Source organism: Varibaculum prostatecancerukia, assembly GCF_943169825.2.
In the GTDB taxonomy this organism is placed as follows: Bacteria; Actinomycetota; Actinomycetes; order Actinomycetales; family Actinomycetaceae; genus Varibaculum; species Varibaculum prostatecancerukia.
The window spans coordinates 579,374-604,667 of the sequence record NZ_OW968402.1 but is presented as its reverse complement, the minus strand read 5'-3'; the positions used below and the strand labels follow the sequence as shown (position 1 = coordinate 604,667).

The following is a 25,294-nucleotide window of genomic DNA, read 5'->3' as shown; positions in this document are numbered from 1 at the left end:
TCTGCAGTATTAGCAGCCTTGTTCCTTTTTCTTTGCTAACCAACGCTCCCTAACTACATAGGCAGCCGGCTTGGGATCGCGTTCGCGAGTGAACATTCCCTTCTTATTGCCACCTACCCGCATGATTCCCGGTATGGTCATGAAGTCAGCAAAGTTCCACATCTGTTCGCCAACGATCTCCGGAGTATCGTCAAATACCCGGTGGAACATGGAGAGCATATCAATCTGGAATTCTTGCGACCAGGGGCGACGATACAAGTCGGCTTGACCCGACATAGTGTCCGGACCGTACTCGGTAAAGAGAATTGGCTTGCCCGGATAATCCTTGATCCACCCTTTCACCTCGTCACGCAGCGCTTTTTCGGCATCTGCCAAGTTTCCGGTATTGACATACCAACCGTAGTAGCGGTTTAGCATAATCACATCGAAGAAATCGGTGATTTTTTCAAGCTCTGGTGGGGAGAGCATGACGTTCACATATCCCACTGGACGGGTGGGGTCAGCTGCTTTGGCTGCGGCAGCCAGGGGCTCGAAATATTCCCGTGATTCCGGCGTGTTAGTTTCCGGTTCATTCGCAATCGCCCAGAGCACCACACAGGGATGGTTCTTGTCGCGAGCAATCAGGCCTTCAATCTCCCGGCGATGTGTTTCCTGAGTTTTTTCGTTAACGGTTTCCGGAGAGAAGGTCTTGAAGCCTTGACTCCCAAAGATTCCTCCACCAAGCCCGGTGTTCAAACCCACTGCCGGAGTCTCGTCAATAACTACAAAGCCCATCCGGTCGGCATAGTCCATGACTTCTTCAGCATAAGGATAGTGAGAGGTACGGAAAGAGTTAGCTCCCTGCCACTTCATCAGTTCAAAGTCGTGAACCATCATCACGTCATCGTGAGCTTTACCGCGCACCGTGTTGTCTTCATGACGTCCATAGCCGCGGAAATAGAAAGGCTTACCGTTAATCAAGAACTGAGAGTCCTTGACCTCTACAGTACGGATCCCCACGGTTTGCGGATACACGTCCTCTCCGGCGTGTACCTCTAGGGTGTAGAGATATCCGTCTCCCGGCGCCCAGAAATGCGCATCTTCTACCCGGAGCTCACCCTGCGCCCCGTCAGCACTGGCCACGACCTTGCCACAGGCACACTTCAAGTTTACGGAGACTTCCCCGCTACCACCGGTCACTACGTCATATTTCACGATGCCAGTGGTTCCTTCAATCTCGGTGACCACGGTGATGTCTTTAACGTAGGTTTCGGGGCGGGTATAAAGCTTCACGCTGCGGTGAATCCCGGCATAGTTATAGAAGTCGTGGAAGTAGGTCTGGACGCGCTTACCGGTGGAGTCGGTGGTGATGTAACCCGGAGGAATGCTGGTCCACTCCAGACGGTTATCTACCGCCACGGTTAAACGGAAAGTCTCTTTTCCAGCGATATTGTCTGTAATGTCTGCTTCGAAGGGAAGATATCCCCCCTGGTGACGCATAACTTCCGTGTCGTCTACCCACACAATAGCGTTGTGAGTGGCAGATCCGAAACGCAGCACGAGACGGTCGCTTCCTAATTTGCGAGGAACCCTTACTTCCCGTTGATACCACAGGTATCCGACGTGGTCGCGCTGGTCAATATCCGTTACCACATCATTGTACGAGGCCGGCACGGGCATTGTAGAAGCCTCCGAAAGCGGAGCGTTAAACCAACCCTGCTCTACGCCTTGGTTGTCTTTGTCAATTTTAAAGTCCCAGATCCCATCTAGGTCAAAAACACTACGGGAAGATGATTCGCGAACTGTTAACATTTAGCGGCTCCTTACTGCTGCTTATTATTGGGGGCTAGAGTTCAAATCAGGCTGCTTTGCCTGCTAACCTCAATGCAATCAGAAAAGCCACCCCCAGCACAGAAGTTGCCAAAAGTTGCCAAAACGCTCACTTACGTGCTTTTGCCTGCAGTGCGCCGGAATGCTCTTGGCAATTTTTGGCAACAGTCATTTTGTTCCCTATTTACATGTAAGGATTAAGGCATCCCGCTTGGGAAACTCACAGAGGACGCTAGCACCGCTGCTAACCCCGGTGAGACCAAAAGGAACAAAGGAACTTCGATGACGAATTCACAACCCCAAACCGCACCAGCACCGACAAAACGTCCATTCGGAATAAAGGACAAGCTAGGCTACATGTTCGGTGATTTTGGAAACGACTTCACCTTTATGTTGCAAATGATGTTCTTCATGGTGTTTTACACCGATGTTATGGGCATCAGTCCGGCTCACGTGGGAACATTATTCCTGGCAGCACGAATTGTGGACGCCTTTACCGATGTGGGTATGGGGCGTTTGCTGGATCTGCTCAAGCCCGGCAAGAGAGGACGTTTCCGCCCCTGGATTTTGCGGATGTGCATCCCGGTAACCCTGGCCTCCACCATGATGTACATGCCTTTCGTAGTGAACTCCAGCTACTCGGTGAGAGTTACCTACATGGCAGTCACCTACTTTATCTGGGGTTCGATTTTCTACACCTCGATTAATATTCCCTACGGATCTATGGCGGCGGTTATCTCTGACGATCCCAAGCACCGCACCTCGCTGTCCGTATTCCGTTCTGTGGGTGGCCAGTTGGCGTTCCTAATGATTTCCGCCGTGCTGCCCCACGTGATTTTTGTAAACAATAAGATCGATTCCACCCGTATGGCCATCGCCGCTATCGTCTGCGGGATTTGTGGAATTCTCTGCTACTTGGCCTGCTACTCTATGGTCACCGAACGGATTGTTTTTGAGCGCAAGACTCGGGAAGAAATTGCTGCCGAAAAAGCTAAGGGTGGCGAGGGTCAAGGATTCCTAAAAACCCTGCTGACCAACCGTCCGCTGTGGGCATTAGTGCTAGGCGCTTTGCTGTGCCTACTGGCGACCTTCTTAATGAGCGGCACCCTGGCCTACCTGTGGAAGGACTACTTCCAAGACGCTGGAATGATGAGTACCGGTCAGATAGTTTCGATTGCGCCGGTATTCTTGCTCTCCATCATTGCCACCCCAATGGCGATGAAACTGGGGAAGAAAGAAATCATTGTTGGTGCCATGGTCTTTACTTCCGCTCTCTGCTTCGTAACCTGGATGCTCGGTATCAAGAGCGCGGTTATTTTCGTGGTAATCCTCTTCTTTATCCAGTTGGGCCCCAATACCTTCAATATCCTGATTTGGGCAGTACTAACTGACGTGCTGGACTATCAAGAACTCAAGAGCGGACAGCGCGATGACGGCACGGTTTACGCCATCTACTCTTGGGCGCGTAAACTCGGACAAGCCTTGGCTGGCTGGCTAGTGGGCTTAGCAATCACCTGGGTGGGTTACGATGCAGAAATTGCAAAAGCCGGAGGCCACCAATCGGAGGCCACTCTGCAGGGTATTTATACTCTCTACCTGTTAATTCCCGCCATCATCCTTTTGCTTGTAGGCCTGATCTTCCTGATCATCTACCCCTTGACCCGCAAACAAGTTATGGCCAATACCGAGGCACTGCACCAGCGCCACGCAGCCAAGAAGGCCGAAAAGGCTAAGCAAGATGGTGCCTCGGTCGCAGCAGCAATCTCCCCGGAGGGCATCCCACCGCTTGCTGAAGTGGATGTAACTGCACTCGCTAATGAGGATCCTCAATTCCCTACTAGTGACTAAGCGACCCTATTAGAGGAAAATCCTAGGAAAGAAAAACATGGTTGATTTAAGCGCTAAACCTTATAGCCTCAGCGATGAGGACGCCAAGTGGGTGCGGGACACAATTGCCGGCATGAGCCTGGAAGAAAAAGTCGGGCAGCTGTTTGTAAATATGGGAGCCGAGCGCACTGAAGAATATCTCACCGATGTGCTCAATCGCTACCATATTGGCGCCGTACGCTATAACCCCGGTACCGCGGAGGAAGTTTGGGAGCAAAACTACATTTTGCAAACCAAATCCAAAATTCCTCTACTGATTGCGGCTAACACTGAGGCGGGTGGGAACGGCGCCTGCACGGATGGCACCTATGTGGGTTACGAGGTCAAAATCGGAGCCGCACCGGGTGAACTCGGCGAGGAGTACGCCTACGAGATGGGCAGGGTCTCCGGGGTGGAGGCCGCAGCTATCGGCTGCAACTGGAGCTTTGCCCCGATTGTGGATATTATGCGTAACTGGCATAACCCGATTCTGTCTAACCGTGCCTTCAGTGAGGATCCTGATCGGGTGTTAGCGCTTTCCCGTGCCTATATGCGGGGCATTATGGAATCGGGCATTATGCCCGCAGCTAAGCACTTCCCGGGCGATGGTCTGGACGAACGCGACCAGCACCTGTCGAATTCGGTGAACTCCTATAGCTGCGAGCAGTGGGATCAGACTTTTGGCAAGGTGTACCAAGGTCTGATTGATGACGGTCTGCCTTCCATTATGGTGGGGCATATTATGCAGCCGGCCTATCAAAAGCATTTCAACCCGGAAATGAGCGATGACGACCTGTTACCTGCAACGTTGAGCCCGGAATTAATAACCGGACTGCTGCGTGGCAAGCTGGGATTCAACGGTCTGGTGGTCACCGATGCCTCACATATGGTGGCGATGACCGGGGCTATGAAGCGCAGAGATATCCTCCCGGCAGCTATTGCAGCCGGAATTGACCTGTTCTTGTTCTTCAACGATCCGGACGAAGATTTCGCCTGGATGATGGAGGGCGTAAAAGATGGTCGCATCAGTGAAGATACCCTACAGAATGCTCTTGAGCGCATTCTGGGGTTGAAAGCTCGTCTAGGCTTGCATCGCACTCCCCGAGAAGAAATTCTCACCCCCAAGGCAGAAGCGCTGAGCCGAATCGGATTGCCTGAAAACACGGCGGTGGCGCCTCGGCTGGCCGAAGATTCCATTACTTTGGTCAAGCATAAGCAGCCCGAAAAGCTACCGATTTCTCCCGCCACCCACCGGCGAGTATTGGTAGTTTCGGTTTCCGGGCCGCAAAATCCGATTTCGCGAGCTTTTGGAGGTGGCGGAGAGGCTACCCACCCTGCAGATCGGGTGGCAGAAATACTGCGCGAACGGGGCTACGAAGTGGATCGTCACGAATCTCTTTTGGACAAACTCGCCGAGATGACCCCGGAGGAACAGGGCGAAGCAGTCAAGAATGTCTATGCCGGTAAAGCGCCGATTGCAGACCTTACTGACCGTTATGATCTGGTGCTTCTGATTTCCAAGATTGATGGAATGATGCAGCCCACAGAAAGAGTGATGTGGCCGGCGACGAAAGGCACGGTGGATATTCCCTGGTATGTCTATGAACTGCCCACTATCTATGTTTCTACCGCTACGCCCTATGCGTTGGTGGACGTACCGCAGGTCAGGACCTATATCAACTGTTACGACGATAAACCTTTCACTTTGGAATCTCTGGTAGACAAACTGGAAGGTAAATCCGAGTTTAAAGGGATCAGTCCGGTTGATGCCTTCTGTGGGCTCGCGGATACCCGCATCTAGGAGGAACATTAGTGAGCGACGCAAAAATTCTAGAGGAATTCGTACCGAAGACCGAGTATTTTATCGGGGTTGATTCTGATGGTTGCGCCATCGACCAGATGAATATTAAACACTTCGAGTGTTTTACTCCGGCGTATATCGAAGCCTTTGACCTGCAAGCTATCTCCACGCTAACCCGCGAAACTGCGATTTATATGAACTTGTTTTCGATTCATCGAGGCATTAACCGTTGGTCAGGGCTTGATCTCCTGTTTGATCTTCTCAAGCAGCGACCCGAGGTACTCGAATCCGGGGTAAAACTTCCGGAGGGCAAGGAACTCCATGGTTTCGTAACCTCGGGATTGCCGCTTAGCGAAGCGGGAATCCACCAATGGGCCGACGAACATCCTTCAGAGGAAATCGAACGCTGTATTAAGTGGGGGGAAACCGTAAACAAGCTGGTGGCATGGATGGTAAAAAACTGCGCACCTTTCCATGGGGTTCGCGAAGCGTTGGAGGCCATGCAGGGGAAAGTGGATGCGATGGTAGTTTCCGCCGCCTCGCTGCAAATGCTCAACCATGAATGGGAAGAACATGACCTAAAACGCTATATGTCGGTGATTGCCGGACAGGAAATGGGTACCAAATCGCAGCAGCTAGCAAAAGCGGCAGTTGGAAAGTATCACCCGGATCGGATTTTATTGCTGGGAGATGCTCCCGGTGATGGCCAGGCGGCATTCGATAATAATGCTTTATGGTTCCCGATTCGCCCCGGACACGAGGCCGAGTCCTGGCAAGAGTTCCACGACGTAGGTTTACCCCGTTTCCTGGAAGGAACTTTCCGCGGCGACTATCAAGATCAGTTGATAGCAGACTTTAACCAGCTGCTGCCGGCCACTCCCCCCTGGAAAACCATCAATTAATGTTGGCAATCCCAGTTGGCAACTAATGGCATTTTTCATAACTGCCCGCTGAAACCGGGGATAATAGACAGTAAAGCCCCAGTTGGCGGTGCAGAATTACGAGAATTAGTGGATAGATTGAGGAGAAAATATGAAGTTAAACCTGGCAGGACTGGAAGATATTGGAACCAATACCCCCGAGATTAGTTGTCCCCACTTTGACGTGGCGAAAATGCAGCAGGAGGGCAAGAAGCGTCCTCGCTGGATTCATATCGGGCCGGGTAACTTGTTCAGGTGCTATCCCGCGCGGGTAGCGGCCGATTTGTTGGAGCGCGGGGAACATTGGCCGATTACTGCAGTTGCTCCTCGCGACCCCGAAGATATGGATTCCCAGTTGGGCGACCATGATCTCATGACTTTGAAAGTTACTTTGAATCCTGATGGCACCCAGGATTTGCGAGTGGTGGCCGGGATTAGCGAAGCCGTGGGGATTCGCGACCAAGAGGAACTCTCCCGGTTGATTGAGGTTGCCCGCGACCCCAACGTCGCCCTCATGAGCTATACCATCACCGAGAAAGGCTACGTTATTGGAGATGGCTCCGGGAACCTGCAGCCAGGCGTTCAGGCTGCTATAGAAACCGATAATCCCGGAGGATTAGAGGGGTGTCAAGCTTCTACCATGGTACTTTCCGCCGTCTTATTGCGGGAGCGTTTTATTGCTGGTGGAGCCCCTATTACTTTGCTAAGTTTCGACAACTTTTCGCATAACGGTGATAAGTTACGCGAATCGGTACTGAGAATTGCTCAGGGCTGGTCGAAGCAGGGTACGGCGCCCGATGGTTTCCTAGAATGGCTTCAAGACGAGAAGAAAGTGGCTTTCCCGATTACGGTTATCGACAAAATCACTCCTCGCCCCAACCCAGGGATAGCCGAAAAACTGGAAAAACTCGGATTTAGCGATATGGCGGTGGAAACTCCAAGCCGTACTCCGCTAGCCGGATTTGTGAATACCGAACCGGTAGAATACCTGATCATTGAAGACAAGTTCGCTGGTAAACGTCCTAATTGGGATGATCTCGGAGTGCAGGTGGTAGCGCGTCAGGTTTGTGATGACTTTGAAAATATGAAAGTCACAACTTGCCTGAATCCCCTGCATACTGCGCTAGCGGTGGCTGGTTCGCTGTTACGTATGCCCACTATCGATTCCGAAATGCAAGATCCCGCACTGCGCGCCCTCGTTAACGAATTAGGTTTTAAGGAAGGTCTGCCGGTAGTTACGGATCCGGTGGTGGTAAACCCGGAAGATTTTCTGCGGGAAGTGGTGGAAGTACGTTTTCCAAACGTGTATTTGCCAGATAATCCCGCTCGGATTGCCATGGACACTTCGCAAAAGATTCCCATCCGTTTCGGGGAAACTATCAAGAAGTATCTGGAACGCGATCTAGATCTAGATTCCTTGCGGGCAATCCCGTTTGTGTTTGCTCTCTGGTGTCGTTTCCTGATGGGCATCGGTGACGACGGCCTCCCGTTTGAACCAGCACCTGACCCCAGGTACGAAGAACTACACAAACACGTTGCGGAAATTAAACTGGATGGCAGCAACTCTGCGGAAGAAATTCACCAGGCACTGCAGCCAATCCTGTCTGACACTGATATTTTCCGCACCGATCTCTACGCCACGCCACTGGCGGAGGCGACCGAAAAATACTTTAAAGAATTAGTCGCCGGCACCGGTGCCGTGCGTTCAACCCTAGATAAGGAGTTCAACAAATGAAGATGACATTCCGCTGGTACGGAGAAGGATACGATCCAATTCCGCTGCAGTATATTAAACAAATCCCGGAGATGACTGGGATTATGGGCGTCTTGAGCGGCAAAGCTGCCGGGGAAGTGTGGGAAGAACCCGAAATCAAAGAATTGATTGACGGGGTTCATGCCGCCGGGCTCGAGTGTGAAGTTATTGAATCCGTAAATGTGCACGAAGATATCAAACTGGGCTTGCCCACTCGTGATAAATACATAGACGCCTACAACAAGTCGCTAGAAAACCTGGCAAAGTTCGGGGTAAAAGTAGTTATCTATAACTTCATGCCCGTATTTGACTGGTTACGCACGGAGTTGGCACACGTTACTGAGGACGGTTCAAACTGTCTCTACTACGATCACGCCCAGATTGAAGGGATGACCCCGCGCGACATTGTGGAACTCACCGCCAAAGAATCCGGCGGATTAACCTTGCCCGGATGGGAGCCCGAACGTCTCTCGCACCTGGATTCGGTAATGGCGAAGTATGAGGAAGTTGACCACGATCAGATGCGCGCAAACTTCCGGTATTTCTTGGAAGGCATTATTCCTACTGCTGAAAAAGTGGGCATCAAGATGGCCTGCCATCCGGACGATCCGGCTTGGGATTTATTCGGGTTGCCCCGTATCTATCGGAACCGCGACGATATGGATAAGATAGCAGGTCTGTATGATTCCGAGTTCAATGGTTTCTGTATCTGTTCCGGTTCTTTAGGGTCTAACCCTGATAATGATGTTCCCGCGATTTTCCGCGAATTCGGTAAACGTGGCTTGATGAACGCTGCTCATGTGCGCAACGTAAAGTACCTGGGTCCCAAGCGATTCCGGGAAGCTCCCCACCCATCTTCGACGGGCAGCTTAGACATGCACGCCATTATGGAAGCTATCTACGAAACCAACCCGGACGTCCATATCCGACCCGATCATGGTCGCATGATTTGGAGTGAAACTGGACGCCCCGGATACCCCCTCTATGACCGGGCGCTGGGAGCGGTTTACCTCGGAGGGCTGTGGGAAGCGATTGTAAAAAGCCACGAGGATAAATAGAGGTAAAGAAGAACATGAATATACCTTCAGCAATGCCACTTTTGGCAGAGAACCCCATCGTGCCGGTAGTGGTGCTCGACAGGGTCGAGGATGCTATCCCGACTGCGCGCGCCCTCCTAGCAGGAGGAATTAAGTCGGCGGAAGTAACTTTCCGCACCCCGGTGGCGGCAGATTGCATTGCCGCTATCGCTAAGGAAGTACCGGAAATGACTGTCGGTGCTGGCACTGTCATCAATAAGGAGCAGGCAAAAACCGCGATCGCGGCGGGGGCAAAGTTTCTAGTTTCCCCGGGCATTTCCGAGGAAGTTGCAGAAGCGGCCGACGAAGCCCAAATGCCCTATCTCGCCGGAGTTGCCAACCCTACGGATATTATGGTGGCAGCAAATCTGGGTATGAAAATCGTGAAGTTCTTCCCGGCAACCGCTCTGGGTGGCCTGGGAATACTTAAGGCTTTCGCCGGTCCCTTCCCCCAAATTGAGTTTATGCCCACTGGTGGCATCAACCTTGAGAACCTGGGTGATTGGCTTAGTGCACCCTTTATTCCGGCAGTTGGGGGCTCGTGGATGGCCAGCGCCAAACTTATAAACGCCGGAAAATTCGATGAGATTACTCGGCTAAGTGCAGAAGCTATCGCTAAAGTAAAGGAGATTAAAAATGGACAGGCCTAGTGGCTTGAAAGTACGTCCTGCCTCAGAATGTCGCTACGATGTGGTGTCTTTAGGAGAGGTTATGCTGCGGCTAGACCCCGGCGAAGGACGAATTCACACCTCCAGAGTTTTTAGAGCCTCAGAAGGTGGCGGGGAATACAATGTGGCACGCGGTTCTCGGCGAGCCTTTTCTCGGCGCACCGCTATCGTAACTGCCCTGGTTAAAAACGAGATCGGGCTACTGCTGGAGGACTTAATTCTGCAAGGCGGCGTGGACACCTCCTTCATCAAATGGGTGGATTTTGATGGGGTAGGACGCACCGTGCGCAACAGTATCAACTTTACTGAACGCGGCTATGGCGTGCGGGGAGCTGTTGGCTGCAGTGACCGCGGGAACACTGCGACTTCCCAGATGCAGCCGGAGGATATCGATTGGGAACTACTCTTTGGGAAACTGGGGGTACGCTGGCTACACACCGGCGGAGTGTTTACCGCTCTGTCTGAAAGTACCGCAGCGGTGGCAAAAACCGCCATGCAGGTGGCGAAGAAATACGGCACTATCGTGTCCTACGACTTGAACTACCGTCCTAGCCTATGGGCCGATAGCGGTGGCAAGGCGAAATGTCAGGAAGTCAACCGAGACTTGGCGCAATACGTAGATGTCATGATTGGTAACGAAGAGGACTTTACGGCTTCTCTTGGTTTTGAAATCGAGGGCGCAAACGAAAATCTTGACAATCTCGAAGTCGAATCCTTCCAGGGAATGATTAAGCAGGCAAGGGAGACCTTCCCGAATTTCCAATGCATCGGAACGACTATGCGTCAGGTCCGCACTGCGACTATCAATGATTGGGGCGCGGTGGCCTGGGATCGCCAGCAGGGATTCTTCCAAGCTACCCAACGAGATGGCCTGGAGATTCTTGACCGGGTAGGCGGGGGCGATTCATTTGCCTCCGGGCTTATCTACGGATTGATGGAGTTCGGTGACATCGAAAAAGCGGTGAACTACGGAGCTGCCCATGGCGCCCTGGCTATGACCACTGCAGGTGACACCTCAATGGCAAGCCTGGCTGAAGTTGAGAATCTAGTCGCCGGGGGTTCAGCACGGGTCAGGCGATAGCCGCCAAACCACAGATAACAAACCCATCGCGGGGAGATAAAAGGATAAGAATGGAAACTTTAACCCTAGATCCTGACCGACTATTCCCGGTGGAACCCTCCACTCGGGAAATCGCTCGAGAACTCTATGAAACAGTTAAAGACTTGCCGATTATTTCCCCGCATGGGCACGTTAATCCCCAGCTACTCCTAGATAACGAACCTTTCCCCAACGCTTCGGAACTGTTTTTACGTTACGACCATTACGTGTTTCGCCTGCTCAACTCGGCGGGAATCGATTTAAATGAAATCGGCGTGGGCAAAGTAGCAATGACCAACCCGCGTGAAGCCTGGCGGATTTTTTGCAAGAACTGGCACCTGTTCGACGGAACCGCCTCGGGTTACTGGCTCACCCACGAGTTCGTCACCCTTTTTAACATCGACCGGGAGCCGAGTACTCAAAGCGCTGATGCCCTCTACGACCAGATCGGAGAGCGTCTACACGATGCGAACTTCTCTCCCCGCGCCCTCTTCAACTCCTTCCCGATTGCCTTTCTGGCTACCACGGACGATCCTCTGGATCCTCTGGACGCCCATGCGGAACTCGCAAAACTTACTTCCCAAGGGGAGTTAGGAGGGCGTGTCGCTCCCTCTTGGCGTCCCGATGTCTATGTAGACGCACGTAAACCAGAGTTTGGTGAAAAAGTGCTGGCGCTAACCGCTAGCGTTGGCGGAGCGCCCGATAGTCTTAGCGATTATCTACGTGCCCTGCGGGAAAGTCGCCGCCGGTTTATTAAGCACGGAGCAGTTTCGGCAGACTTTGGAGTGGCACAACCGGCAGCCCTAGATCTAGATGATTCAGAGCTAGAGGGCTTGCTGAAGCTCCTGGTTTCCGGGGAGGGCAGCAGCGAACAAGCTGCTGCTTTCGAGGCGGCGATGCTGACCCGCTTTGCCCAGATGAGTCTGGAGGACGGCTTAGTGATGACCGTGCATCCGGGCGTATTTAGAAATCATTCAACGGCCGCATTCAACCGATTCGGGGCGGATACCGGACATGATATTCCGGTCGCCACTGAATACACCCGGTCGCTGCGTCCGCTCTTAGAACGTTACGGCAATGAAAAAGATTTGCATCTGGTGTTATTTACCATGGATGAGACGGTGTACTCACGCGAAATTGCGCCTTTGGCAGGCTATTATTCCAGCGTGTACATCGGTGCGCCCTGGTGGTTTATTGATTCGCCAGATTTGATTCTGCGCTTCCATGCCTCCACTACGGAAACCGCCGGGTTCTCCAGATTATCCGGTTTTATTGACGATACTCGGGCATTTCTATCTATACCGGGACGTCACGATATGAATCGCCGACTGGATGCGGCTTTCCTTGCTCGATACGTGGGTGAAGGACGTTTGCCACTCTCCTCGGCTAAGTATTGGATTCACCGGCTAACCGATGAACAGCCGCGTGAAATCTTCAAACTCGATTAACCAATAGGGCGAGTTCTTGCGCAGACCGATAGCGGCAAGACCTCAAGAAATAAGACAATAAGCATCTGGGCGGGTCTTTGGTTTTCCAAAGACCCGCCCAGATGCGATTAAGTGAACTTATTAGTCCTCGCTGGTAAACAGATCAGTTGCTGCCGACTCTTCATCGGGAGTAACCGGATTTACCGGCGGAGCTACCGGAGCTGGTTGTTCAGATTCGGCTTCTTCTTCCGACTGCGCCAGCACCGCCGGCAACTGCTGCATGGGAGTTAGCCCCTCTAGCCCAGTTGCAGTTTCGGTACCTAGCAGGCCGCGCATCTCTTCGAGGTATGCGGCAATGGACTCGCGCTGACGCTCCAAACGCTCCACAGTGCGCTGCGCTGCAGCCCGCTCGGCCTGCGCTTCGATCCGGGCAGCTTCACGTACCTGCTCGGCTTCGCCCTCGGCAGCTGCAATCGTGGCTTCAGCCGCCCGCCGCGCGTCTTCCTGACGGCGACGCACAACCGCGTCAGTGTCGGTCAACAGACGCTCTGCCCGCTGCAAGGTTTCACCCAAGTGTTTCTCTGCGTCGGCAACCTGAGCCTTTGCTGCCGCCACCATAGCGGAGGTTTCGGAGCGAGACTGCTCATGCGCCTGGGCATCGGCTTCGCGAGCTGCCGCCCGCGCCGCCGCAATCTCAGTTTCGGCCTCTTGCCGCATCTGCTGAATCTCGGCACGGATGCTATCAGCGCTTTCCCGTGCCTCTTTCAAAATGCTTTCGGACTGGGTGCGAGCATCAGCCAGAGTCTTTTCTGCCTGTGCCTTGGCTTCTTCCCGAGTCTTAGTGGCCTCTGTCAGCGAAGATTCGCGCAGTGCCTGCGCCTCTGCGGTGGCATCGTTGCGAAGCTGGGATGCTTCTTGCTCCGCCTTGACTCGCATCTCTACGTAGTCTTTCTCGGCCTGGGCGCGCTGCAGCTCAGTTTCCCGGTCAACCGTTGCTTTCAGGTCAGAAACTTGAGTATTGGTTTCAGCCCGCAGCGAAGAGGCTTCGCGCTCTGCCGCGGCCACCAGTTCGTCCGCCCGATGCTGAGCGTTGGTCAACACCGTCTCGGATTCGGTTGCCGCAGTAGTGGTGCGTTCCTCGGCTTCACGACGCGCCTCTGAAATCAGAGATGCCGCTTCCGCCTCTGCCCGCTCTGCCATATCCTGGGCGTTCTTGCGGGTCTTATCCATCAGCTGCTCGGCCTCGGCATTGGCCTTGTTAATCACCGCTGTTGATTGTTCTTCCGCACTGCGCAACAACTGTTCTATCCGGGCGCCGATTCCGGTATAGGAGCTGCGGTCAGAGGAGCGCAATTGGTTTTGCGCATCTGCCAACTGTTCACCCAAATCCACGTTACGCTGATCAACCGTGTCGAGCTTCTGCTGCAACTCGGTAATCTGGTTATTCAAAGTCTGAATTTGCAAATCGACCTGAACGCGATCGTAACCGCGCATTACGATCGGGAAATCAGTTTGTTCTTCCACCTGGTCCTCCCTAAAGATGAGCCGCTGAGATAACGCATTACCTGAAACATTTTATTCCATAACTTAGATACCGCGAAACCCCGTATCAATGCCTAGTCTTTCACTTATTGTGGCCTGAAACCAAACGTTCATCTAAAATTGACCCTAGTCACACCCGTCACAAGGTTTAAGCATGGACGCGGCAAAGAAAGTACAGTGTATATAGTTGCTCAAAATTCGGCTTGGGGGAAACTAGTGAACAAAATATTACGCAGATATTGGCTGCCGCTGGTACTAGTAATTGTAGGTTCCATAGTGGCGTTGTGCGGAGTGGGGACTGCCACTATCTGGAAGCCGTCTTCGCGGGTTGTAACATCTTTACCCACTGCTGCTAGTAAGCAAGCAATGGCAATTACCCGCCCGGGAATGTTTGAGCTTTATGACTCCCCCACCAAAATTACCGTTTCTGGCCAAGGAAAGGTGGCACTGGCAATTGGTCGCTCTACGGATGTGACTGCTTGGGCAGCTGACCAAAATTACGTGGAAGTTACCGGACAAAAAGATCAGGACACCTTATTAACCGAACCTCACCCCGGTAAAGGCAAAGCTCGCCAACCAGGTGAAGCAGCCGGCAAAGATATGTGGGTGAAATATAAAGAGGTAAAGGGAGGTCCGATTACCGAAACTTGGGATCGGTCTGAGGGCGCCTGGTCACTGATTGCTTGTTCTGAGGAAGGAAATGTTCAGCTAACCCTGCAATGGACTCAGGTGGTTTCGACTCCTTGGTTCTGGCCTCTGCTTATTGCGGGTCTGCTTTTAGTACTAATAGGGGCGGTAGTTGCGATTGTTATCAACCGTTTGGCGAAGGCAGCAGCGAAGGAAGAGGAACAGGTACGGGCGCGGCGCAAGCAGCGCGCTGAGCAGGCGGCTGCGGCACAGGCAGCGCAAACTGTGCAAATGCCTTCGCTAAATGCGGTTGCTCATCCTCCTTCGCGCGCGGCCTTACGAAAAGCACGCGAACGCGGAGAAGCCACTATTGAGGTTGATGGGGTTAAGTTCCCCACTGGTTTGGTGCCGGTGATCCGCACCGATGAGGACGGGACGGCGATAAATCCGGAGGTCGCTGCCTCCCCAACTCCCGTTGAACGGGTTTCTTTAAGCCCTGCAGTTAGCAACGTGGAACTTCCGGCACCTGCGGAAACCACGCCATCTGCTCCTATTGCAGCGACAGCAGATATTCAGTCGGCTCAGTCCCCACAGCCGGGACAGTCCCCACAGCCGCAGGCTTCATATAATCCGGCAGCCTCTTACCAGCCGGAGGCTTCGTACAACCCGGCGCAGTCGACGCAACCCGCGCAGTCTTACCAGCCGGCTGATTCCTATCAGCCCCAGGCTTCTTACAATCCCGCACAGTCCTATGAGCCGCAACCGGCTCAGTCTGCGCAACCGCAAGCCGCACAGTCGTACCAACCAGAGGTGTCCTATAACCCAGCCGATTCGTACCGGCCGCAGGCTTCGTACAACCCGGCGCAATCTGCACAGCCAGCGCAGTCTTACCAGCCGCAGGCTTCGTTTAACCCGGCGGATTCTTATCAACCAGCGCAGTCCTATGAGCCGCAACCGGCGCAGTCTTACCAACCCCAGGCTTCATATAATCCGGCAGCCTCTTACCAGCCGAAGACTTCCTACAACCCGGCTGACTCCCATCAGCCCGCTCAGTCCTACCAACCGGTACCGCAGCCACAGCAATCAGCCCCCGCAGCTGGGGGTTCCGAAGAATGGTTCGAGAATGATGACTTTGACCTGGACGGTTTAGGCGAGGGCCCTGATATTGGCGACTTTGAAGGGAAATCGACTTTCGACCAGAGCCAAGGAGGACAGCAACAATGAGAAGCACACGAATCCTATTGAGCACGGCGATCGCCTGCACCCTGGCATTGGCTAGCCTCTCCGGGTGTACCACTAATGCGCAACGCAAAGAGGTCCCTAAACCTACTAAAACCCAATCTTATCCGGCGCTGCGAACCGAGCAGGTGGATCCGGTGCTCAAAGCGGTAAACGCAGCCCTAGAGGCCGGAGACAAGAGTTTTGACACCAAAGATCTCGGCGGGCGAGTGGCAGGACCGGCATTAGAAATGCGCAGTGCGCAATACAAAATGCACCAGAAAAACAGCAGCTCCTCCCCAACGACTTTGCCTGCTTCCTCGGAACTAGCCACCGTTACTTCTGGAAACAGCTGGCCACGGAGCTTAATAAATGTTACTGGTGCCGATAAAAACGGCGCTAAATATGTAGAGGTCATCCGGCAGAGCAAAGCGACAGAACCCTACCAGTTGTGGCAGTGGATGCAGCTACTACCAAAAGCATCACTACCAGAAACAGACGTGGTGGCTCGCGGATCCAAAACTCTGGATATAAAGAGCGATTCGGGACTGCTGCTTTCTCCAGAAGTGGCTATAAACACCTGGGCCGCTACCGTGTTTGATGAGAAGGCAAAAAATGCGGACAAGGTGTTTGTCGATCCTTTGATTGAGGGCAAACGCGAGGAACTGAAATCCCTCAAAGATGGGGTTGGCAGTGCCGGGAAAGTTGCAACTTCGATTAGTCCTTTAGAAATAAAAGATAATACTTTAGCGATTGACCTGCCCGCGAAAAATGGCGCCTTAGTGGCTGCTACCTACACCCAGGAAGTTAACCTGACGGATGTATCCTCAGATAAACCCATTACCCTCAGCGGAGATGTGGTTAATCTGCTGGATAATGGCAAGGTTACGGAAAAAGCTACCTGGAACCGGATCATCTGTGTATTGATGCAGATCCCTCCCAAGAACACTAAGGATGGGAAGATTCGGGTCGTGGCAGCCTCCGAAGTATTGACGGCAGCCTCAAAGTAAGGAAGGTTTCAATTGGCGCAAACGCATGGAGCAGTAGATCTTTCTCAGTTCGCTAGTAATAATTCTGAGAATCCCCGGGAGGGACAACACGTAGATCCTGCAGGTAGCGACGATTTTGCTAACGCCGGAGTACCGATGTCTGCAACTGAGGGCAGCGAAGTGGTTCCCGGACCGTTTATTTGCGATGCCAGCGAGGACACTTTTGATCAGGTAGCGGAAACTTCCCTCAAAGTGCCGGTGATTATTGATTTATGGGCGCCGTGGTGCGGACCTTGTAAACAGCTTGGTCCGATATTAGAAGAGCTTGCCCGCGAATACCATGGACGATTCCAACTGGTGAAGATTAATGTGGATGAATCTCCCCAGTTGGCGCAAGCTTTTCAGGCGCAATCCATTCCTATGGTGGTGGCGCTAATCGGAGGGCGTCCTGCTCCCCTTTTCCAAGGCGCCCAACCGAAAGCCCAGATTAAACCGCTTATCGACCAAGTTTTACAGATTGCGGCGCAGGCGGGACTAACTGGAAAGATGGCCGGGGAGGCGGATGCCCGTCAAGCAGATCCCCGCACCGAAGAAGAAAAAGCAGTCGAAGCACTAATGGAGGCGGGAAAGCTTGAAGAGGCGCTGGAGCAGGCACAAAAGCTGCTGCGTAACTCCCCCGAGGAGGCAGCACGCTACCAGGCGCTAGTCGACAAGGTTTCCATGGCGCAGCGGTTACATGCGGAGGAAGGTCAAGATGATTCTGATCCTCTAGTCCTGGCTGATAAGTTTTTCCAAGCCGGTAATGAACCGCAAGCTTTTGACTTATTACTTTCTCTAATCGCAAAGTCCGCCGATGAGGAACGCGACGAGTATCGTCAGCGATTGCTGGAGTTATTCCGCCTCTCGCGCAATCCTGACGCAGTGAAACTGGCACGCCAGCGTCTCTCCCGCCTACTGTTTTAGCTTTTGCTGAGCCTACGGAAACGCTTAGTTCTTACTGTTTTCGCTAATACTTTTAGCGAAATAAAAAATTGTTTCTACACGCCCCTACTCGCGTCCTAGACAAAAGGTAGAATAGTTTTCACCAGTAATAACAATGAGGTGCTAACGTGAACATGGAACCCAAGTTTATCTCTGCTTACCAACCTAAAGAGGGTGCGCGACGAGCCCGAGAACTTTTCGAAAAAACTTTTTCGGCGGCCCCCGTAGGTGTCTGGCGCGCTCCCGGCCGGGTGAACGTGATTGGGGAACACACCGACTACAACGGCGGCAAAGCCCTCCCGTTAGCTCTCCCCCACGCTATCTACGTTGCGCTTAGGGCTCGCGAAGATGACCAACTAAAAATTATTTCCGAAGATTTCCCAGAGCTTAGCGTCCTAGAGCTTTCCGATTTAGAAAAAAACTATCCCGCTAGCGGCCCTGGAGCCTTCGTAGGCGGCGTGATTTTGGGGTTAGCGCAGGTACTGAGGGACAATGATCAGGAAGAAGCGGCGCAAAAACTGCAAGAAAAAATTCCCGGACTGGAAGTAGCGGTGGCATCCAGCGTGCCGCTTAGTGCCGGGCTATCCTCCTCTGCCGCTTTAGAGTGCGCAATCGCAGTGGGGATTGACGAACTAGCCGGCCTCGGGTTGGCGGGAAGTAACGAAGGGCGCAAGCTGCTAGTTGCAGCCGGCAAACTTGCCGAGAATCGTTACGTGGGAGCCCCCACCGGAGGCCTGGATCAATCGGCTTCTATGCTGTGCGAAAAGGACTGCGTCTTGGAGCTAGATTGTGCCACTTGGCAAACCCGCTCCCATCCCTTTGATTTGCCGGCTCTAGGATTATCTTTGCTGGTAATAGATACCTGCACTTCCCACGACCTGGCAGATGGACAGTACGGAGCGCGCCGAGCGACTTGCGAAGACGCTGCCCGTATTTTGGGGGTAAAGGAGCTGGGTGAACTGGTTCCCCAGACTATTTCCCCCACCGATAACCTCACCGATCTGGATGCGGATGACTATCCTCCCACCTGGGTTCGCCAGCAGCTGGATAAATTAGAGGATGCGGAGCAAGTTTCGCGCGTTCGGCACGTCCTAACCGAGATTGCCCGCTGCCAGCGGCTATGCGAACTTTTAGAGGCAGGAGCCGACCTAGATGAATGGCGTAAACTGCTGGATGCTTCCCATGATTCTTTGCAGCGCGACTACGAAGTTTCCTGCGAAGAGCTAGATGTGGCGGTAGCGGCTGCTCGTACAGCTGGTGCCTATGGTGCGCGGATGACCGGAGGAGGTTTCGGCGGATGTGCGATTACCCTAGTTTCCACCGATCAGGTGGAAGCAACTGCCAGTGCCGTGGTGGAAGCCTTTAGCAAAGCCGGATTCAACCAGCCCCGATTCCTCTCGGTATCTCCTTCACCAACAGCCGGAAAAGTGGAATAGGAGCGGAATTCTCGCTCAGATATTAGTTTTTGCCGCACCCGCGTGCTAAAAAACTAAACCTGGTTAAACGTGCCATTCCCGCTGTAAACAGGCAAATATCGCCACCCAGTAATATATTTCGTAAAAATAAGTTCCGCCGGGTGAAACCCTATTAGTTTCACCCGGCGGAATGTTACGGTTTATTAAACCAGCTGCCGTCTCGGCACTCTAGGCGGTGCCGCCGACTGGTGGTTATCCATCTCCCTTAGGTTGCTTATCATCAGGGTCTACCACATCCGGTAACTCATCTGGATTGGGGAGTTTTTCCTCATCCAACTCGGCTAGTTTAAGCCCCTCGGATTCTTTCGCTCCCGAGCCGCCCATGGCATGTCCTTGCGCTATTTTCTCTGCAGTACTTTCGTCCGGGCTAACTTTCGGAGAGGCAGCTTTAAGCGCGGCCGCTTCCTCCTCCTTGAGCTGAGCAAGCAATACTTCGTTCTTCTTTTCAACGTCCAAGAAGAACAGCAATACCAAGATCAACAGGTTAGCAATCGTGGGCACCCACAGGTACATGAACTTAATCATTTGCAGGGCGGACTCAACCTGCACCTTGGCGCCCCCGACATAGCCACCGGCCTCTAGCAACCAACCGGCGACTGCGGTGCCTACCCCGCTACCGATCTTTACCCCGAGAGAAGAACAAGAGAACATCATGCCGTCAATGCGTTTCTTGGTGCGCAGGAAGGTGTTCTCACTGATCTCTGCGATTAGGGCGTTAAGGGTTCCCTGCAACGGGCTCATACCCAGAGAAGCTAACCCGGAGAAGAACAGCATCAACGGGATTGACCCCATGGAGGCTCCCAGCACCACCCCGAGACGCCCGAGGACGGCCACTATGTAACCTACAACCGTTACTGGTTGCATCCGTCCCAGCTTGGAGACTACCAGCGGGGTCACTAGCAGACCCACAATCAGCGGAATGTTGATTGCCCAGGCAAAAACGCCCAGCAAGTTAGCATTCCCCAAAATATAGGTCATAAAGTAAATCCCCATATTCAGGGTGGCGGTGAAGAACTGCATCAAGATAAAGCAAACTACGATAATCACGTAGTAGCGGTTACCCATCAGTTTCAGCGCTTCTAGGAAGGAAACCTGGTCATCCTTGGCCGCCTCTTCATCACCATCGTCCAGTTCAGTGTGGGAAAGTTCCTTAACCGAGAACACCGCCAAAGTGTTGGACAAGATACCGATTATCGCGTAAATAATCGCCACATTTCGCCAGGCAGCGGCACCGCCGCCCATCCATTGCACCAAACCTACGGTAATGGTCTGAATCGTGAGGGAGGTGCCAAAGGCGAACATGAAGCGAATCGACCCCATCTGCACCCGCTCTGAGCGGTTCTTGGTAATCAGCGCAGTCAATGCCGCATAGGCAATGTTATTCGCCGTGTAGAACACCGCATTCAACAGGGTGTAGGCAATGAAGAACCAAGCATACTGGGCAGTTTTACCCATTGAGGTGGGGATAGCGTAAATCGCTATCAGCATCGCAGCACAACCAAAGAATGCATAGAACATCCAGGGGCGCGCTTTACCCATTTTTGTATCGGTTTTATCCATTAACCGCCCGAAAATAATGTCAGAAAATCCGTCAAAGAACTTCGACAGCATAATCAGGGTTCCGATGATTCCCGCGCTTAAACCAAGAGTGTCCGTAAGGTAAATCATTACGAACGCCGACAGGAAAGCATAGACTACGTTACCGGCGATATCACCAGAGCCATAACCTACTTTGTTGTACCACTTAAGGTATTTCTTTTCTTCCATGGGGTATCTTTTCCTTTAATTAGTTAGAAAATTTAATAGTGAAAGAGAATTTGGTGGTCTCGAAATCAACCCGATATTTTTCCAGGAGTTTCGGTCCGCAGCTTTCCGAACCTATCCCTGCCATCAGATGATCGAGACACAAAATGGTGCTATCGGTTTCCGATAACTGATATTCGTGGGTTTTTTCGGTCAGTTCCTCCTGACTATAGTAAGAAGCATTGAAGAAATAGGTCTCCTCGCTTGCTACTTCTACCGTTAGTTCTTTCCCGCAAAGGCGCAGATAATCGCAGTCCGAGCGGGTTCCGTTTTCTTGGGGACGCAAATAGTTTTGGAACAAATTGCCCACCGAAGATTCAAAATATCCGTGCCAACTGGAGCGGCGCTTGTCGACGTAGTTTTCGTGCGGGCCAAGCCCTGCCCAAGTAGCCTGCTGTAGGGATTTATCCAGGAAGAAACGCAAGCCTAGGCGGGGCAGCTCGGGGAACTGGGTGTCCCGGCATACCTTCGCGTCTACTTGCAAAGCTCCGTCCGGCCTGACAATCCACTCGATATCGGCTTTCAGTAAAGGCTGCAAGCTAGGTGACACCAGCGCCACTTTCGCACTTACCACCGCGCCCCGAGCCTCGCTATCAGCACGAACCTCATAAGCGTGGGGGTAGGCGCGGTCATAGCGCGCCCGCTCCCAGAGGGGGCGAATATACATATCGTTATCGGTGGGCGCCCGCCAAATATTTAGTTCTGCTGGCTGCTGCAGCAGTTCTTTTCCGCCTAGCTCAATCCCGGTCAGCATTCCGGTATGACGCGAGAAACGGTAAGTGTAATCCCCGCTAGAAACGCAAATCTCTAGGGGAGTTTCCTTTATCTCGGCCACGCCCTCCTCCTGGTTGTCCACTTTTAGTAGCTCGAGGGCGCACGGAGTGTGCGGGCTGGGATTCTCGAGGGCGAACTCGTCAAACCCCAGCAAATGTCCGGCTTCTAGGAATGCCAAGGGCTGGGTCAAGTAGGTTTCTACCCGCAGGTAGCAGCGCCCCTGCGCGGGCACGTCTAGCTGCAAAGGAATCTTAACCGTTTCATGAGCCGGCAAATTGGGTACTTCCAAAGTGCCGGTTTCTTCGCGTCCATCTACCACTTTCACCCAGCGCAAGGAGGTGAACTCCGCAGCGTTTAAATGGTCGGCAGTGTTGGTTACCAGTAGTTTTCCGTCTTCCTGATCATATTGGCAACGCAAAGGACGATAGACATTTTTGGCTTCTAGCAGACCGATATGAGGCACCCGCTCTGGAGATACCAACCCGTCTACACAGAAGTTCCCATCGTGGGGATCTTCGCCGCTATCGCCGCCATAGAGTAGATGCCCTTCGCTATCGCGTACTGCGTGGTCACACCATTCCCAGATGAAACCGCCACACATACGGGCATCGGAACGCACTTTCTCCCAGAACTCTTCTAAATCTCCCGGACCGTTCCCCATGGCGTGACAGTACTCGACCAAGAGGAAGGGTTTATCTCCCAACTTTTCCAGGTAATCGTCAATATCAGACAGCGACGGATACATCCGCGAATACAGGTCGATATTTTGGTAGTCATATTTGCGGTCGGTAGACCGATAGAACGCACTTTCATAGTGGGTTACTCGACTGGGATCGAATTTCCTTGTCCAAGCCAAGCTTTCTTCAAACGTGCATCCAAAGGCGCATTCATTGCCTGCTGACCAAGAAAATACGCTGGGGCGATTTTTTTCCGAATGCACGCACAGTTGCATCCGATCCATCGTGGATTCAATCCAATCGGGGTTGTTGGCAATCGGATGATTCCAATGCTCCACAATATTTTCTTCAGATTCATCTTTTAGCAGGCGGTTCCGGGTACCGTGGCTCTCATTATCAGCCTCGCTCATCACATAGAATCCCGCCTGGTCACACAGGTGATAGAACTGGGGACAATTGGGATAGTGGGCAGTGCGCACCGCGTTGATATTATGGCGCCGCATCATCTCTAGATCCCGCTTTATGTGCTCGATAGATACTACCGGGCCGGTATCGGGGTCAGAATCGTGGCGGTTAACCCCCTTAATTCTGATGGGGCTGCCGTTAAACTTTAGAACCGCGTCCTCGATAGTAACTTCCCTTACCCCTACTTTTTCGATGATAACTTCCGCCTCGCTGGCCATCACCAGGTCATATAGATAAGGGTCGCCGAGTTGCCACAGACGGGGATTCTCGATAGTGAACGTAGCGCAGTGGGTATAGATACCTTGCGGATCCTCAAAGGGTTCGAGGGCGCAGCTGCCTATCTCGCCCTCAGCGCCACTCAGGGTGGCGGTAACCGACAGGGCTTCGCCGCTGAAGTTGGCGCGCACAGTTACTTCTGCCTGATTATCTTTAAGGTCGGTAGTAACAAAATAATCATTAAGATGCGAGGTCGGGCGCTTAAGCAAGTAAACATCTCGAATAATCCCGGAAGTGCGGAACTTGTCTTGGTCTTCCAGATAGGAGCCGTCTGACCATTTAAATACCAGCACAGCCAGGGTGTTTTCGCCCTCTGTCAGATATTCGGTGACGTTAAACGCAGATTGAGCGTGCGCTACCTGAGAATATCCCACATATTTTCCGTTTACCCACAGGTAGAAGCAAGAATCCACCCCCTCAAAAACCAAGGTGGCGGCAGGTGCCTGCGTGTCTTTTTCATAGTTAAAGGTGTGGCGATAAGCTCCGGCCGGATTGTTATGGGGAACATGAGGAGGGTCAAGGGGGAAAGGATAGTTGATATTGGTGTATTGATGCTGATCGTAGCCATGATGCTGCCAGGAGCCGGGCACCGGAATCCGCGCCGGGAGCGCGGGATCTGCGGGGGCAAAAAAATCGGTCGGTACCGCCTCTAGGTTCGGGTAGAAGCCAAAGTCCCACTCCCCGTTCAGCAGCTGGAAACGTTCAGATTCTTCGCGCTCCAAGTTGAAGTTGCGGCCTTGGTTGGTCACCGCGGCGGCCTGCAATGGTGAAATCGGAATATAGTAGGCGCGCGCCGGGAGGGTATTTTCGTGTAAGACTTTTAGGTCTTGGTGGTGAACCTTTAACTGCATTTACTTCTCCTATGAATGCGATTTTTACGGTTTGCAGTCCACACCGACTTTGGTGTTATCGATGACAACAATACTGGTAACGATAACACATGTTGAAGCTGGGCAAGTCCTAAATGGAATTTGTTTTCACCTGGTACGCTTCACCCGTGGCAGGAAAAAATAAGCGAGGGATTAGAACTGCCTCCATACACGATGTGGCGAGGGCAGCGAAAGTGTCCGCGCAGACCGTTTCGAGGGTGGCGCGCGGGCACCAAAACGTGTCGCCCAAAACCCGGGAGCGGGTACTGAAAGCGATTTCTGATCTCGGGTATAAACCTAACCGCACTGCCCGCGCTTTGCGCACCGGTTCTTATGAAGTAATCGGGCTGCTGACCCAAGAAATTCGGCGCACCGGCGAAGCACATACTGCTAATGGAGTATTTGATCGGGCTCGTCAGCTGGGCTATTCAGTAAGCCTGGTACAGGTAGAGCACCCGAACTCTCCGCAAGTCCAGCAGGCTATGTCGCTGCTTTCTCAAGAAGATATTGACGGCCTGGTTATTGTGCAAGCCGGGGATGCAGATGCCGAGCAACTCTCCCTCCCCGCTAATCTTCCGGTCGCCTCCTCGGATTCAAACCTGGTGGATATCTATCCTTCAGCTTCTGCTGACCAGGTAGGAGGAGTACGCGCGGCGATGCGCCACCTATTAGATTTAGGACATCGCACCGTTTATCACGTGAGCGGTCCAGATCATTCTCGTTCCGCGCGAGTGCGCGAAAAGGTTTGGCGAGAAACGCTTGCCCAGGAAAACCGGGAAATACCGGCAGTCATCCCCGGTGATTGGTCAGCTAAAGCGGGCTTTGAAGCCGGTAAGCAGCTGGCGAAAAACCCGGAAGTCACCGCAGTATTTTGCGCTAATGACGAGGTCGCCTTGGGACTAATCCGGGCGCTACACGAAAGAGAAGTGTGCGTTCCTAAAGACGTGTCGGTGGTGGGCTTCGATGGGATTGAACTTTCTGAGTTCTCATTCCCGCCCCTGACTACTGTTAAACAAGACTTTTATACGGCCGGAGTGGAAATGGTTAACCTAATTGACCGGCAGATAAAAGGGGAAACTGAGAATCTGAACCTGACGATTCCCACGGAGCTAATAGTCCGCGCCACCACTGCCCCACCCCAGAGGTGAAGAAAGCGCAATTCCCGCCAGTGTTGCCACG

Annotated in this window: 17 protein-coding genes; 13 read left to right on the top strand and 4 right to left on the bottom strand. The window is 52.9% G+C overall.

The genetic code is table 11. From position 1 onward, the window contains the following. Positions 1-9 precede the first annotated feature (9 nt). On the bottom strand, positions 10-1,791 hold the full coding sequence (gene uidA / locus KO216_RS02640; RefSeq protein WP_215522770.1) for a beta-glucuronidase: 1,782 nt from the start codon (positions 1,789-1,791) through the stop codon (positions 10-12). A 300-nt stretch (positions 1,792-2,091) separates the two neighbouring features. On the opposite strand from uidA, the gene KO216_RS02635 reads away from it, so the two are divergent. From KO216_RS02635 to uxaC, 8 genes are all read left to right on the top strand, one after another. Then, positions 2,092-3,657, top strand: coding sequence for an MFS transporter (locus KO216_RS02635; protein ID WP_215522769.1), 1,566 nt, complete (start codon positions 2,092-2,094; stop codon positions 3,655-3,657). 37 nt (positions 3,658-3,694) lie between these two features. After that, positions 3,695-5,476 carry a glycoside hydrolase family 3 protein gene (locus tag KO216_RS02630; protein ID WP_215522768.1) on the top strand — a complete coding sequence of 594 codons (1,782 nt, stop codon included), beginning with the start codon at positions 3,695-3,697 and terminating at the stop codon, positions 5,474-5,476. An 11-nt stretch (positions 5,477-5,487) separates the two neighbouring features. Continuing rightward, the gene (locus KO216_RS02625; RefSeq protein ID WP_215522767.1) at positions 5,488-6,378 is read left to right on the top strand and encodes an HAD family hydrolase; all 891 of its coding nucleotides are present in this window, start codon (positions 5,488-5,490) and stop codon (positions 6,376-6,378) included. 130 nt (positions 6,379-6,508) lie between these two features. Then, positions 6,509-8,131, top strand: a complete 1,623-nt coding sequence (locus tag KO216_RS02620) for a mannitol dehydrogenase family protein (RefSeq protein ID WP_215522766.1) — start codon at positions 6,509-6,511, stop codon at positions 8,129-8,131. Continuing rightward, positions 8,128-9,207, top strand: a complete 1,080-nt coding sequence (locus tag KO216_RS02615; RefSeq protein ID WP_215522765.1) for a mannonate dehydratase — start codon at positions 8,128-8,130, stop codon at positions 9,205-9,207. The genes KO216_RS02620 and KO216_RS02615 overlap by 4 nt, the downstream gene beginning before the upstream one ends. Before the next feature lie 14 nt (positions 9,208-9,221). After that, on the top strand, positions 9,222-9,875 hold the full coding sequence (gene eda / locus KO216_RS02610; RefSeq protein WP_215522764.1) for a bifunctional 4-hydroxy-2-oxoglutarate aldolase/2-dehydro-3-deoxy-phosphogluconate aldolase: 654 nt from the start codon (positions 9,222-9,224) through the stop codon (positions 9,873-9,875). Next, positions 9,862-10,974: a sugar kinase gene (locus KO216_RS02605; protein ID WP_215522763.1), complete on the top strand. Its 1,113-nt coding sequence runs from the start codon at positions 9,862-9,864 to the stop codon at positions 10,972-10,974. The genes eda and KO216_RS02605 overlap by 14 nt, the downstream gene beginning before the upstream one ends. A gap of 50 nt (positions 10,975-11,024) precedes the next feature. After that, positions 11,025-12,440: a glucuronate isomerase gene (uxaC, locus tag KO216_RS02600; RefSeq protein WP_215522762.1), complete on the top strand. Its 1,416-nt coding sequence runs from the start codon at positions 11,025-11,027 to the stop codon at positions 12,438-12,440. Between the two features lie 120 nt (positions 12,441-12,560). Here the strand turns inward: uxaC and KO216_RS02595 are convergent, their stop codons facing one another. Beyond that, positions 12,561-13,913, bottom strand: coding sequence for a coiled-coil domain-containing protein (locus tag KO216_RS02595; protein ID WP_309547353.1), 1,353 nt, complete (start codon positions 13,911-13,913; stop codon positions 12,561-12,563). Between the two features lie 264 nt (positions 13,914-14,177). Here KO216_RS02595 and KO216_RS02590 point away from each other — a divergent pair, with 264 nt between their 5' ends. The 4 genes from KO216_RS02590 (at position 14,178) to galK (ending at position 19,212) form a co-directional block, all read left to right on the top strand. Beyond that, the gene (locus KO216_RS02590; protein WP_215522761.1) at positions 14,178-15,812 is read left to right on the top strand and encodes a hypothetical protein; all 1,635 of its coding nucleotides are present in this window, start codon (positions 14,178-14,180) and stop codon (positions 15,810-15,812) included. Next, positions 15,809-16,816: a hypothetical protein gene (locus tag KO216_RS02585; RefSeq protein WP_215522760.1), complete on the top strand. Its 1,008-nt coding sequence runs from the start codon at positions 15,809-15,811 to the stop codon at positions 16,814-16,816. The genes KO216_RS02590 and KO216_RS02585 overlap by 4 nt, the downstream gene beginning before the upstream one ends. A gap of 12 nt (positions 16,817-16,828) precedes the next feature. Continuing rightward, positions 16,829-17,758 carry a tetratricopeptide repeat protein gene (locus tag KO216_RS02580; RefSeq protein ID WP_215522759.1) on the top strand — a complete coding sequence of 310 codons (930 nt, stop codon included), beginning with the start codon at positions 16,829-16,831 and terminating at the stop codon, positions 17,756-17,758. Positions 17,759-17,910: 152 nt separating this feature from the next. Continuing rightward, complete coding sequence (gene galK / locus KO216_RS02575) at positions 17,911-19,212, top strand: galactokinase (RefSeq protein WP_215524012.1); 1,302 nt, start codon at positions 17,911-17,913, stop codon at positions 19,210-19,212. Between the two features lie 231 nt (positions 19,213-19,443). Here the strand turns inward: galK and KO216_RS02570 are convergent, their stop codons facing one another. After that, positions 19,444-21,018 carry an MFS transporter gene (locus KO216_RS02570; protein ID WP_215522758.1) on the bottom strand — a complete coding sequence of 525 codons (1,575 nt, stop codon included), beginning with the start codon at positions 21,016-21,018 and terminating at the stop codon, positions 19,444-19,446. Between the two features lie 19 nt (positions 21,019-21,037). Then, the gene (locus KO216_RS02565) at positions 21,038-24,097 is read right to left on the bottom strand and encodes a glycoside hydrolase family 2 TIM barrel-domain containing protein (protein WP_215522757.1); all 3,060 of its coding nucleotides are present in this window, start codon (positions 24,095-24,097) and stop codon (positions 21,038-21,040) included. 113 nt (positions 24,098-24,210) lie between these two features. On the opposite strand from KO216_RS02565, the gene KO216_RS02560 reads away from it, so the two are divergent. Further along, the gene (locus KO216_RS02560; protein ID WP_374047496.1) at positions 24,211-25,263 is read left to right on the top strand and encodes a LacI family DNA-binding transcriptional regulator; all 1,053 of its coding nucleotides are present in this window, start codon (positions 24,211-24,213) and stop codon (positions 25,261-25,263) included. Positions 25,264-25,294 lie beyond the last annotated feature (31 nt).

What these genes read in the sequence shown, in the direction of transcription:
- uidA (WP_215522770.1), bottom strand. Translation starts at nt 1,791, where the DNA reads ATGTTAACAGTTCGCGAATCATCTTCCCGTAGTGTTTTTGACCTAGAT.
- KO216_RS02635 (WP_215522769.1), top strand. Translation starts at nt 2,092, where the DNA reads ATGACGAATTCACAACCCCAAACCGCACCAGCACCGACAAAACGTCCA.
- KO216_RS02630 (WP_215522768.1), top strand. Translation starts at nt 3,695, where the DNA reads ATGGTTGATTTAAGCGCTAAACCTTATAGCCTCAGCGATGAGGACGCC.
- KO216_RS02620 (WP_215522766.1), top strand. Translation starts at nt 6,509, where the DNA reads ATGAAGTTAAACCTGGCAGGACTGGAAGATATTGGAACCAATACCCCC.
- KO216_RS02615 (WP_215522765.1), top strand. Translation starts at nt 8,128, where the DNA reads ATGAAGATGACATTCCGCTGGTACGGAGAAGGATACGATCCAATTCCG.
- eda (WP_215522764.1), top strand. Translation starts at nt 9,222, where the DNA reads ATGAATATACCTTCAGCAATGCCACTTTTGGCAGAGAACCCCATCGTG.
- KO216_RS02605 (WP_215522763.1), top strand. Translation starts at nt 9,862, where the DNA reads ATGGACAGGCCTAGTGGCTTGAAAGTACGTCCTGCCTCAGAATGTCGC.
- uxaC (WP_215522762.1), top strand. Translation starts at nt 11,025, where the DNA reads ATGGAAACTTTAACCCTAGATCCTGACCGACTATTCCCGGTGGAACCC.
- KO216_RS02595 (WP_309547353.1), bottom strand. Translation starts at nt 13,913, where the DNA reads ATGCGCGGTTACGATCGCGTTCAGGTCGATTTGCAAATTCAGACTTTG.
- KO216_RS02585 (WP_215522760.1), top strand. Translation starts at nt 15,809, where the DNA reads ATGAGAAGCACACGAATCCTATTGAGCACGGCGATCGCCTGCACCCTG.
- galK (WP_215524012.1), top strand. Translation starts at nt 17,911, where the DNA reads ATGGAACCCAAGTTTATCTCTGCTTACCAACCTAAAGAGGGTGCGCGA.
- KO216_RS02570 (WP_215522758.1), bottom strand. Translation starts at nt 21,018, where the DNA reads ATGGAAGAAAAGAAATACCTTAAGTGGTACAACAAAGTAGGTTATGGC.
- KO216_RS02565 (WP_215522757.1), bottom strand. Translation starts at nt 24,097, where the DNA reads ATGCAGTTAAAGGTTCACCACCAAGACCTAAAAGTCTTACACGAAAAT.
- KO216_RS02560 (WP_374047496.1), top strand. Translation starts at nt 24,211, where the DNA reads ATGGAATTTGTTTTCACCTGGTACGCTTCACCCGTGGCAGGAAAAAAT.